Below are 11,459 nucleotides of genomic sequence, written 5' to 3'. Positions count from 1 at the left end.
CCCCCCCCCCCCCGCCTCGGACCGCTTTAGCCGTTGGCGACGGCTTCGTAGCCGGCAGCGTCCAGCAGCTTGTCGGCATCGGCGGCGTTAACCGGCTTGATCTTGAAGATCCAGGCGGTGAAGGCCGATTCATTGATCAGGCTGGGGTTGTTTTCCAGCTCATCGTTGAAAGCGACGATTTCGCCGGCCACGGGCGCATAGATGTCCGAGGCGGCCTTGACCGATTCGACCACGCCAGCGGTTTCGCCTGCGTTCAGCTTGGCGCCGACCTTCACGTCGCCAACGAAGACCAGATCGCCCAATTGATCCTGGGCGGTGTCGGTAATGCCGACGACGAACACGTCGCCTTCAGCTTTGACCCATTCGTGGGACTGGGTGTACTTGCGATCGGTGGGCAGACTCATGGGAACTCCTGAGGGAATGCGGGTAGATGAATGGTGTTGCGCGCCTCGCGCGGGCGACGCTTGCCCAGACCGGGCCAGTGCACGCGCGAAGCTTCGAGTTTACGAGTGTTCGACGGCTTTGCCGTTACGGACAAACGGCAGTTTGCAGACCTGGGCGGGCACCCATTTACCGCGGATATCGACCTCGACCGTATCGCCCGGACGCACGCCTTGCGGCAGGCGGGCAAAACCGATCGACACGCCCAGCGTGGGCGACATCGTGCCGCTGGTGAGCTCGCCCGTGCCGGCCGGCGTGCGCACGGCCATGTGGGCGCGCATCACGCCGCGCTCTTGCAGCTTCAGGCCGATGAAGGTGGCGGGCGTGGCGAACTGCTCGAGTGCATCGCGGCCAATGAAGTGGCGCTCGGCATCCTTCAGGGACACCGTCCAGGTCAGGCCGGCCTGGTTGGGGTGGGTCAGCTCGTCCATGTCCTGGCCGTACAGGTTCATGCCGGCTTCCAGGCGCAGCGTGTCGCGCGCGCCCAGGCCCGCCGGACGCACGCCCTGGGCAGCCAGATCGCGCCACAGTTGCACGACATCGGCTGCGGGCAACACGATTTCAAAGCCGTCTTCGCCGGTATAGCCGGTGCGGGCGACAAGCGTGTCGTCGCCCACGATGGCGGCGACGAACGGGGTCAGCGGTTCCGTGGCGGCTTGCCATGCCGGGCGGGCGGCCCAGACCTTGGCGCGGGCGTTGGGGCCCTGCACGGCCACCATGGCCAGGTCGCGGCGCGGGGTGATGGTGACATCGAAATTGCCGGCCTGCTTCACGCGCTGCATCCAGGCCATGTCTTTGTCGGCCGTGCCCGCGTTGACCACCACGCGCCATTCGTCCGCGGCGAAGAAGTAGACGATCAGGTCGTCGATGACGCCGCCTTGCGGGTTCAGCATGCAGGTGTACAGCGCCTTGCCCGGCACGGTCAGCTTGGCCACGTCATTGGCGACCAGCCGCTGCAGGAAGGCAAAGGCGTCCGGGCCGACGACGTCGGCGTTCAGCATGTGGGATACGTCGAACATGCCGGCGTCCTGGCGCACCGCGTGGTGCTCTTCCAGCTGCGAGCCGTAGGCCAAAGGCATGTCCCATCCGCCGAAATCGACCATTCGGGCGCCGGAGGCGATATGTTCTTCGGCCAGCGGGGTGCGTTTGAGGGTTGCGGACATGCGCGGAAACTCCGGGACGGCAGTGTTGCCAGGGTTACGGAATGCCGGTCGCGACAGGCGGACGACGCCCGCGCGGCTACGGCTGAATCTTCCGCCCCTCTGTCCTTTTGCCTGAGAGTTGCCCCGCGCGTGGCGGGTTTGCACCTTCGGCGCCTGGGCTACGCGCTATGTCCCTAGTTCAGGGGCGGCGCCAGGTCTCTCCAGAGTACTGTTTTGCTCCGTCCACACGGCAAGAAGGCCGGGACAGGGCAAGCATGTGCGATATCGGTTACCTGAGCGATTCTGGGCGAATTGCGCCTTCGGCGGCGGCCCGTATTGATAGGCCGCTCTCTCCCGCAAACATGCGTGACAGCGGCGCCAAGCATACAACGAATCTGGAGGCTGGAAAAGCGGGACTTCTCGGGGCCGGACGCCCCGAGAGGCCCGTCAGGCCTACCCCAACGCCGTGTCCAGCAACATCATCAACACGAACCCGATCATCAATCCGCAGGTGGCATAGACCTCGTGCCCTTTGCGGTGCGATTCGGGGATGATCTCGTGGCTGATGACGAACAGCATGGCGCCGGCGGCGAAACCCAGGCCCCAGGGCAGCATTGCCGCGGAGAACCCGACGATGGCGGCGCCGATCACCGCGCCGAGCGGTTCGACCAGCCCCGACAACATGCCCAGCGCCACGGCGAAGGCGCGTTTGTAGCCGGCGGCCAGTAGCGCCACGGCCACCACCAGCCCTTCCGGGATGTCCTGGATGGCGATGCCGGTGGCCAGCGCCGTGCCGCGCACGGGGTCGCTGCCCGCATAGCCCACGCCGATGGCCAGGCCTTCGGGCAGGTTGTGCAGCGTGATGGCGAACACGAACAGCCAGGTACGGCGCAGGCGATGGGCCTCGATGCCTTCGCGGCCTTTGATGAAGTGCTCGTGCGGCAAGGTCCGGTCCATGACGAGCAGGACCGCCGCCCCCAGCAGGATGGCGGCGCCCACCGTCAGGCCGGCGCCCCACGGCCCCATGCCCTGGGACTCGGCCGCCTCGATGCCCGGCGCCACCAGCGAGAATGCGCTGGCCGCCAGCATCACCCCGGCGCCAAAGCCGAACATGCTGTCCTGCACTTTTTGCGGGATGGTGCGGGCGAACAGAATGGGCAAGGTGCCCAGCGCCGTGGCGGCCGCGGCCACCAAGCCGCCCAGCAGGGCATCCGCCACATGCGGCGCCCGCACGTCCAGGTACGCCCAGAGCTGATGCAGCGCCAGGCAGGACACCAGGACGGCAAGCGTCCACACGCTGATGCTGGTGGCCGCGGGCCGCACGCGATGACGGCTGAAAGTGTTCATAGGGCCGCTACCCTCCTTGAGAGAGATGGCGTTAGCCCTTCGCGGCCGCATAGCGGCGAGCCACTTCGGGCCAGTTCACGACATTGTAAAAGGCGCCGATGTATTCCGGGCGGCGGTTCTGGTACTTCAGGTAGTAGGCATGCTCCCACACATCCAGGCCCAGGATGGGGGTGTTGCCCTGCATCAACGGGCTGTCCTGGTTGGCGCTGCTTTCGACCACCAGCTTACCGGCTGGCGTCACGGACAACCAGGCCCAGCCGCTGCCGAAGCGGGTCAGCGCGGCCTTGGTGAACGCTTCGCGAAAGGCGGCCAGGCCGCCCAGTTCGGATTCGATGGCCGCCGCCAGCGCGCCGTCGGGCTCGCCGCCGCCTTCGGGCGACATGACCGACCAGAACAGGCTGTGGTTGGCGTGGCCACCGCCGTGGTTGCGCACCGCGCCGCGGATGGATTCGGGCAGTTGGTCCAGGCGCGCCACCAGCGCTTCGACGGGCTCGTCGGTGCTGATCCCGGCCCCGTCCAGCGCCGCGTTCAAGCTGGTGACATACGTTTGATGATGCTTGCTGTAGTGGATCTCCATCGTCATCGCGTCGATGTGAGGTTCCAGGGCGTCATAGGCGTACGGCAGGGTCGGAAGGGTGTAGGCCATGCATGTCTCCGGTGGACCCGCCCTCCAGAGGGAAGGCGCAAGTCAATATCGAAAACATAAATGATATGTATTTTTATTTGATATCACAATGGTATTGTCGCAATTCGTGCCATAGCGCCCGGCTATGCGCCGGGCGTCAGTCCTACAGCGCTTTGCCGCAAGCCACGCCCGATGCCCAGGCCCACTGGAAGTTGTAGCCGCCCAGCCAGCCGGTGACGTCGACCGCTTCGCCGATGAAATACAGGCCCGGCGTGGTTTTTGCCTGCATCGACTTTTGGTCCAGTCCGCGCGTGTCCACGCCGCCGCGCATGACTTCGGCCTTTTTGTAGCCGGCGGTGCCGCTGGGCACCAGCGACCATTGATGGATGTCCTGCGCCAGCGCGCGCAGCGTCTTGTCTGGCGCGTCGGCCAGGCGCAGCGCGGCCAGGCCCGGCTTGCCGCCCTGCTCGGCCAGATGCAACCAGCGATCAGCCAGCCGCTTGGGCCACAGGCCCGCCAGCACCGTGTGCAGTTGCTGCCGGTTGCCCGACTTGGACGCCAGCAGTTCTTCGGCCAGGTCGCGGCCCGGCGCCAGGTCGATGACGATGGGTTCGCCGGGTTTCCAATAGCTGGAAATCTGCAGGATCGCCGGCCCGGACAGCCCGCGATGGGTGAACAGCAGGTCTTCCAGGAATTCGCCGCGCGCCTTGCCCTGCCCCGTCTGCAGGCCGACTTCCAGCGCCACGCCCGACAGCTCGGACAACGGCTGCCATTGCGCGGGGTCGAAGGTCAATGGCACCAGCGCGGGCCGGGGCTCGACCACTTTCAGGCCGAACTGCCGCGCGATCTTCAGGCCGAAATCCGTGGCGCCCAGTTGGGGAATCGCCATGCCGCCGGTCGCCACGACCAGCTTGGCCGCGCGGATCACGCCTTGGCCGGTGCGCAGTTCGAAGCCCGCGTCACCGTGCCCGATGTCGGACACCGGGCAGCCCATCCGCCATTGCACATTGCCCGCGTCGCACTCGGCGCGCAGCATGTCGATGATGGACTCGCTGGAATCGTTGCAGAAGAGCTGGCCGCGGTGCTTTTCGTGCCAGGCGATATGGTGGCGCTTCATCAGCGCCAGGAAATCCTGCGGGGTATAGGCCGACAACGCCGAGCGGCAGAAATGCGGATTGTCGGACAGGAAATTGGCGGGTCCGGCGCCGATGTTCGTGAAATTGCAGCGTCCGCCGCCCGAAATGCGGATTTTCTCCGCCAGGCGGTCGGCATGGTCGACCAGCACCACGCGCAAGCCGCGCTGGCCGGCCACCGCTGCACACATCATGCCAGCGGCGCCGGCGCCGAGTACGGCTACATCAAACATCAGGACTCCAGACCCGCAGGTCTTACTCTTCGATCAGGCAATCGACGTAGTAGCGCTTTTCGCCATTCGGACCCACTTCGTCGGCCAGGCCATGGATGTAGGTTTCGAAACCGGGGAAGCGCTCGTTGAACTCGCGTGCGAACTGCAGATACTGCACGATGGTGCGGTTGAAGCGTTCGCCCGGGATCAGCAGCGGGATGCCCGGGGGATACGGCGTCAGCAGCACGCCAGTCACGCGGCCTTCCAGCTTGTCGATGTCGACGCGCTCGACCTCGCGGTGCGCCATGCGGGCAAAGGCGTCCGACGGCTTCAGCGCCGGCACCATGTCGCTCAGGTACATCTCGGTGGTCAGGCGGGCGACGTCGCGCGCGCGGTAGGCCTCGTGGATCTCCTGGCAGAGATCGCGCAGGCCCATGCGCTCGTAGCGGCGATGGACCTTGCAGAAGTCCGGCAGGATGCGCCACAGCGGCTGATTGCGGTCGTAGTCGTCCTTGAACTGCTGCAAGGCGGTCAACAGCGTGTTCCAGCGGCCCTTGGTGATGCCGATGGTGAACAGGATGAAGAACGAGTACAGGCCGGTCTTTTCGACCACGACGCCGTGCTCGGTCAGGTACTTGGACACCAGCGCGGCGGGGATGCCGGTTTCGCCAAAGCTGCCCGACATGTCCAGCCCCGGGGTGATGACCGTGGCCTTGATCGGGTCCAGCATGTTGAAGCCTTCGGCCATTTCACCGAAGCCGTGCCAGTGGTCGTTGGCTTCCAGGATCCATTCGTCGCGGTTGCCGATGCCTTCGGATACCAGGCGGTTCGGGCCCCAGACCTTGAACCACCAGTCGTTCTTGCCGAACTCGGACTCCACCTTGCGCATGGCACGGCGGAAGTCCAGTGCTTCGCGGATGCTTTCCTCGACCAGCGCGGTGCCTCCCGGCGGTTCCATCATGGCGGCGGCCACGTCGCACGACGCGATGATCGCGTACTGCGGCGAGGTCGACGTGTGCATCAGGTACGCCTCGTTGAAGACGTTGCGGTCCAGCTTGCGGGTCTCGGATTCCTGCACGATGATCTGCGAGGCCTGCGAGATGCCGGCCAGCAGCTTGTGCGTCGAGTGCGTGGCGAAGACCATCGCGTCGTGGCTGCGCGGGCGGTCCTGGCCGATGGCGTGCATGTCTTGATAGAACTCGTGGAACGAGGCGTGCGGCAGCCACGCTTCATCGAAGTGCAGCGTGTCGACATAGCTGCCGAGCTGCTCCTTGATCATTTCCACGTTGTAGATGACGCCGTCGTAGGTGCTTTGCGTCAAGGTCAGGATGCGCGGATTCTTGTTCACCGCTTCGCGCGCGAAGGGGTTGGCTTCGATCTTCTTGCGGATGTTGTCCGGGTGGAATTCTTCCAGCGGGATCGGGCCGATGATGCCCAGGTGGTTGCGCGTGGGGCGCAGGAACACCGGGATCGCGCCCGTCATCGTGATGGCGTGCAGGATCGACTTGTGGCAATTGCGGTCCACCACCACCACGTCGCCTGCAGCGACGTTGGCGTGCCAGACGACCTTGTTGGACGTGGACGTGCCGTTGGTGACGAAGAAGCAATGGTCCGCATGGAAAATGCGCGCGGCGTTCAGTTCGGACTCGGCGATGGGGCCGGTGTGGTCCAGCAACTGACCCAGTTCGTCCACGGCGTTGCAGACGTCGGCGCGCAGCATGTTCTCGCCGAAAAACTGGTGGAACATGCGTCCCACGGGGCTCTTCAGGAACGCCACGCCGCCGGAGTGCCCGGGACAGTGCCAGGAATACGAACCGTCTTGCGCGTACTTGACCAGTTCGCGGAAGAACGGCGGCGGCAGCGAATCCACGTAGCTGCGCGCTTCGCGGATGATGTGGCGCGCCACGAATTCGGGGGTGTCCTCGAACATGTGGATGAAGCCGTGCAGCTCGCGCAGGATGTCGTTCGGGATGTGTTCCGACGTGCGCGTCTCGCCATACAGATAGATGGGGATGTCGGCGTTGCGGAAGCGCAGTTCGCCGATGAACATGCGCAGGTTCTTGATCGCGCTGGCCACGTCCTCGGGCGAATCCACGTCGAACTCTTCATCGTCGATCGACAGGATGAAGGCGCTGGCGCGGCTTTGCTGCTGCGCAAACGAACTCAGGTCGCCATAACTGGTCACCCCGATCACCTCGACGCCCTCGGCCTCGATCGCTTCAGATAAGGCACGGATACCCAAACCGGACGCGTTCTCGGAACGGTAGTCCTCGTCGATGATGAAGATGGGGAAGCGGAATTTCATGCAGGCGCTCCTGGGGCAAGACGGGATCGGACGCTTATCGCGGCGCGAATGTACTTCTAGTAAAAATCCGCCTGATGACAGACGGCGCGAGCACCCGCCGGGGAGGCGGGAATGGCGGAATTGTAGGGCTGTTTTTCTTACAGTCCTAAGGGAAATCCCCAGAAGGCCTGAACGGCCGTTGTCATCGCGCCAAAAGCGGGCGCTTTCAGCACAGCGGCAACGGCGGCGGGGGGAGCAAACCTAGCGGATCGTCTGGGCTTCGCCCGTCTGCAGGGCCGCCGTGAACAGCTCGAAATAGGCGGGGATCGCCTCGGAGGCACCGTACCGGATGCGCCGTTCGACCTTGGCAATGGCGCCAAAACAGACTTCGAACCCGGGGTCGCCGCAAACCAGCACGACCGGGTCTTCGTCGTCGCAGACCTCGTAGAGGCCACCGTGCGCGCGGCGCCCGATCTCGTAGAGGTAGGCGGCGGCGCCGACAGTCTGCATGGGGGTAAGAGGCAAGGTCCCGACGTGGGCGGCCTCGAGCGCGTCATCCAGCGCGTGGACGCTGGACAGGGAATAGTCCAACACCGCGCCCGTGGAGCTGGCGGCTTGTACAAAGTCTTGCGCGGCATCCGCCACACGAGCGACGAACTCTTCCTGCACTTCGTCGCGCTTGGCGTCCTGGTTTATCTTGAGGAAACCGAACATCATTGGCTCCTTTGTGAAAACCGCAAGCGGCAATGTACCCATTATAGGCAACCGGCCCGCCTATACTGCCCGAATCCCCCTCGACCGTTCCGTATTCCCAACACTTACGCCCATGCCCGCCCCGCTTGTCAGACGCTTGACCGCCCCGGATGCCCCGTCCCTGCGCCGTTTGCGCCTGGATGCCTTGGTGGAAACACCCGAATCGTTCGGATCAAGTTACGAAGAGGAACACACGCTGACACTGGAAGATATCCGGGGGTGGATCACGCCGCTGGATGACGGCGCCATGTTCGGGGTGTTTGCCGACGACGCGCTTGCGGGCATGGTCGGCGTGGGCCGCCAGCGCAAATTGAAGATGCGCCACAAAGCGCACATCTGGAGCATGTACGTCGCCCCCGCCCAACGCGGGCGCGGCCTGGGGCGGCTGCTGATGCATGCGGCCATCGCGCATGCGCAGACCATGCGCGGCATCCGGCAGGTGCAATTGAGCGTGACCGCCAACAACGTCGCCGCAGCGGCGCTTTACGCCAGCCTGGGCTTTGTGGAATACGGCACGGAACGCGAAGCGCTATGCGTGAACGGGCAACTCTACGACGAAACCCTGATGGCGCTGGCGTTGTCAGGCAGGTAGCGCCGTGGGTGCAGGGCCGTGAACGCAGTGCCTTGATTCAGGCCCCGGCCTTGCGCCGGATACCGTACGCGCACACCTGATTGCGGCCGCCGTCCTTGGCCTTGTAGAGCGCCTGGTCCGCCGCCTTGATCACCGCGTCCGGGGCCCGCAGCGCGTCGCCGCGCTCGGCCACGCCGATGCTGACCGTCACCCGCAACGGACGCGCGTTGCGCCCTCCCCGCGATCCGCGCCGGCGTTGGCCCGCCTGGTCCGCCTTGGGGCGGGCCGGTCTGTCGCGCAGGCGCATTTGATAGGCCTCGATGGCGCGCCTGACGGTCTCCAGGTGCGGCATGCTTTCCGCCGCGGTCTTGCCGGGAAACACCAGCGTGAACTCTTCCCCGCCGTAGCGGTACGCCTGGCCGCCGCCGGGGACGCGACGCAATTGCGACGCCACCATGCGCAGCACCTGGTCGCCTACATCGTGCCCGTGCGTATCGTTGAAGACCTTGAAGTGATCCACATCCGCCATTGCCAGCGTGTAGACGCGGCCCATGCGCTGCAGGCGTTCATTCAACGCGCGCCTGCCCGGCAAGCCGGTCAGCTCGTCACGGAACGCCATGTGGAAGCCTTCATGCGCCAGCGAAATGCACAGCGCCGTCAGCGCCGCGGCCGACATCAGGGCCAGTTCGACCGGATGCTCCGCACCGCGCGGCAACGCCCACGCCATGCACACGAAGCCCAGCCATTGCCCGGCTTGCTGGGGACGCCCGTAACGCAACAGCAGCAGGGTGAGCGTCAGCCCCGTCAGCAGCAGCGCCACCAGGGCTTCGACCGGCACGCCGAGCCGCGCCAGCTTTCCCTGCACCGCCGGCGTAACGAAGACGTCGGCCAGACCGTCCTGGCCAACCAGCGCGATCACCGCCACGCCCGCCGCCATCAGCCCAAGGCGCGCGGCCATGTCCAACAGCATGCTTGACCGCTCCGACCACAGCGCGTTGATCGTATAGGCCACGGACCACCACGCCAGCGCGGGCCCCAGCGCCCACGGCGCTTCCCGCGTCAGCGTCGGCCAGACGGCGGCGGCGGCCAGCGCGCACAGCATCAACGCCAGGGTTTGCGAACGCTGGTACATCAGGCAGATGGCCGCGCCGATCAGCGCCATCACCCATGGCACGAATGGCACGATCAGCGTCAGCGCCGGCGGCCAATCGCGCCACAGCATCAGGCCAATCGCGGCCGCCACTGGCAGCGCGGGATAAAACAACAGGGGCAGCCAGGGAATATGGGGGTAACGCACGGGGTCGGGCCTTGCTCAGCTTGCAGAGATGACGTCGCCAAATCGGCAAACACATATATTCTTTTTACGGCCAAGCCAGCGGATTTCTTTAGCGCGCGCCGCGGGCTCGGCCGGGCCGCATGCCGCAGCGGGCCCGTGATATGGTTTCTACCCCCTTGAAGGAACCCCCATGCGTATCCTGATCAACATCGACGTCCCCGATCTTGAACACGCCATCGGCTTCTATCAGCGCGCTTTCGGTTTGACCCTGCATCGGCGGCTGGGCCCGAACGCGGCGGAAATGCTGGGCGCCGATGCGCCCATCTATCTGCTGGAAAAGGCCGCCGGCACGCCTGCGGCCAGCGCGGCGCGGCAGACGCGCGACTACGCGCGGCACTGGACGCCCGTGCATCTGGACGTGGTGGTGGAAGACGTGGATCGCGCCGTGGAACAGGCGGTCGCGGCGGGCGCCCGCCTGGAAGATCCGGCCGCCTCGCACGTTTGGGGCCGCATCGCACACCTGAGCGACCCGTACGGCCACGGCATCTGCATCCTGCAATTCCTGGGCCAGGGCTACGACGAACTGTCAGGCGGCGCAACGCAGTACCGGCCGGTGTCGGAAGCGGACTTCGACGCCCTGGCGAACCTGCGAATCGACGCCATGCGGGACAGCCTGACGCGCCTGGGCCGCTTCGACCCGGAACGGGCGCGGGCGCGGCTGCGCAACACCTTCCACCCCGAACACACCTGGGCGATCGAGCACGACGGACAACGGGTGGGGTTCTACGCCCTGCGGCCGGACGGCGCGGGCTTGCGGCTGGACCACCTGTACGTGGCGCCGTCCGCGCAAGGAAAAGGCCTGGGCAGCGAGGTCATGCGCCGGATCCTGCAGGATGCCGACAGCCGGGGGCTGCCGGTATCCGTGGGCGCGCTGCGCGGCAGCGATTCCAACCGCTTCTACCTGCGGCACGGGTTTATCCAGGCCGGTGAAACCGAGTGGGATATCGACTACCTGCGCCCGGCGCCCGGCCAGGGCGCCTGACGGGTCAGGTGCGCGGCAGCGTGACGCCGCGCTGGCCCTGGTACTTGCCGCCGCGGTCGGCGTAGGACGTCTCGCACACTTCGTCGCTTTCCAGGAACAGCATTTGCGCGCAGCCTTCGCCGGCGTAGATCTTGGCGGGCAGCGGCGTGGTGTTCGAGAATTCCAGCGTCACGTGGCCTTCCCATTCGGGTTCCAGCGGCGTCACGTTGACGATGATGCCGCAGCGCGCGTAGGTGCTCTTGCCCAGGCAGATCGTCAAGACGCTGCGCGGGATGCGGAAGTATTCGACCGTGCGGGCCAGGGCGAACGAGTTCGGCGGGATGATGCAGACATCACCCTTAAAGTCCACGAACGAGCCTTCATCGAAATTCTTGGGATCGACGATGGTGGAATTGATGTTCGTGAAGATCTTGAATTCGTCGGCGCAACGCACGTCGTAGCCGTAGCTGCTGGTGCCGTAACTGACGATGCGCCCGCCATTGGCCGTGCGGACCTGACCCGCTTCAAAGGGTTCGATCATGCCGGCTTCGGCCTGGCGGCGGATCCAGCGGTCGCGTTTGATGCTCATGGTGGGAATGGTGCTAAGGGGAAGGAATGGGCCTCATTTTATCCCGAGCGCGCCCGACCCGCCGG

The 11,459-nt window shown here is 65.6% G+C and carries 11 protein-coding genes and 2 riboswitches; of the genes, 2 read left to right on the top strand and 9 right to left on the bottom strand.

All coding sequences use genetic code 11. From position 1 onward, the window contains the following. Positions 1-26: 26 nt before the first annotated feature. From gcvH to ACE039_RS27415, 7 genes are all read right to left on the bottom strand, one after another. Positions 27-404: a glycine cleavage system protein GcvH gene (gene gcvH / locus ACE039_RS27445; protein WP_006221737.1), complete on the bottom strand. Its 378-nt coding sequence runs from the start codon at positions 402-404 to the stop codon at positions 27-29. Positions 405-503: 99 nt separating this feature from the next. Beyond that, positions 504-1,604, bottom strand: coding sequence for a glycine cleavage system aminomethyltransferase GcvT (gene gcvT, locus ACE039_RS27440; protein ID WP_332007636.1), 1,101 nt, complete (start codon positions 1,602-1,604; stop codon positions 504-506). Between the two features lie 89 nt (positions 1,605-1,693). After that, positions 1,694-1,818, bottom strand: a riboswitch (glycine riboswitch). Positions 1,819-1,853: 35 nt separating this feature from the next. Continuing rightward, positions 1,854-1,950: riboswitch (glycine riboswitch) on the bottom strand. 86 nt (positions 1,951-2,036) lie between these two features. After that, positions 2,037-2,930, bottom strand: a complete 894-nt coding sequence (locus ACE039_RS27435) for a ZIP family metal transporter (RefSeq protein WP_105556972.1) — start codon at positions 2,928-2,930, stop codon at positions 2,037-2,039. 31 nt (positions 2,931-2,961) lie between these two features. Then, positions 2,962-3,576 carry a superoxide dismutase gene (locus ACE039_RS27430; RefSeq protein WP_448711686.1) on the bottom strand — a complete coding sequence of 205 codons (615 nt, stop codon included), beginning with the start codon at positions 3,574-3,576 and terminating at the stop codon, positions 2,962-2,964. Positions 3,577-3,718: 142 nt separating this feature from the next. Beyond that, a complete protein-coding gene (locus ACE039_RS27425; RefSeq protein ID WP_485823883.1) occupies positions 3,719-4,921 on the bottom strand; it encodes a BaiN/RdsA family NAD(P)/FAD-dependent oxidoreductase in 1,203 nt (400 codons plus the stop codon). A gap of 22 nt (positions 4,922-4,943) precedes the next feature. After that, positions 4,944-7,205 carry an arginine/lysine/ornithine decarboxylase gene (locus tag ACE039_RS27420; RefSeq protein ID WP_105556975.1) on the bottom strand — a complete coding sequence of 754 codons (2,262 nt, stop codon included), beginning with the start codon at positions 7,203-7,205 and terminating at the stop codon, positions 4,944-4,946. Positions 7,206-7,445: 240 nt separating this feature from the next. Next, positions 7,446-7,898: a hypothetical protein gene (locus tag ACE039_RS27415; protein ID WP_105556976.1), complete on the bottom strand. Its 453-nt coding sequence runs from the start codon at positions 7,896-7,898 to the stop codon at positions 7,446-7,448. Between the two features lie 112 nt (positions 7,899-8,010). On the opposite strand from ACE039_RS27415, the gene ACE039_RS27410 reads away from it, so the two are divergent. Continuing rightward, positions 8,011-8,529, top strand: coding sequence for a GNAT family N-acetyltransferase (locus ACE039_RS27410; RefSeq protein WP_485811007.1), 519 nt, complete (start codon positions 8,011-8,013; stop codon positions 8,527-8,529). Positions 8,530-8,566: 37 nt separating this feature from the next. Here ACE039_RS27410 and ACE039_RS27405 read toward each other — a convergent pair whose 3' ends face one another. After that, positions 8,567-9,805 (bottom strand): GGDEF domain-containing protein, encoded by a 1,239-nt coding sequence (locus tag ACE039_RS27405; protein ID WP_448711690.1) that lies wholly within the window; start codon positions 9,803-9,805, stop codon positions 8,567-8,569. Between the two features lie 169 nt (positions 9,806-9,974). On the opposite strand from ACE039_RS27405, the gene ACE039_RS27400 reads away from it, so the two are divergent. After that, on the top strand, positions 9,975-10,826 hold the full coding sequence (locus ACE039_RS27400) for a GNAT family N-acetyltransferase (RefSeq protein WP_485823882.1): 852 nt from the start codon (positions 9,975-9,977) through the stop codon (positions 10,824-10,826). Between the two features lie 4 nt (positions 10,827-10,830). Here ACE039_RS27400 and dcd read toward each other — a convergent pair whose 3' ends face one another. Continuing rightward, positions 10,831-11,394, bottom strand: coding sequence for a dCTP deaminase (gene dcd, locus ACE039_RS27395; protein WP_485820858.1), 564 nt, complete (start codon positions 11,392-11,394; stop codon positions 10,831-10,833). Between the last annotated feature and the right edge of the window lie 65 nt (positions 11,395-11,459).

Source organism: Achromobacter maghribensis, from assembly GCF_057334215.1.
This window is presented reverse-complemented; position numbering and strand designations above follow the sequence as displayed.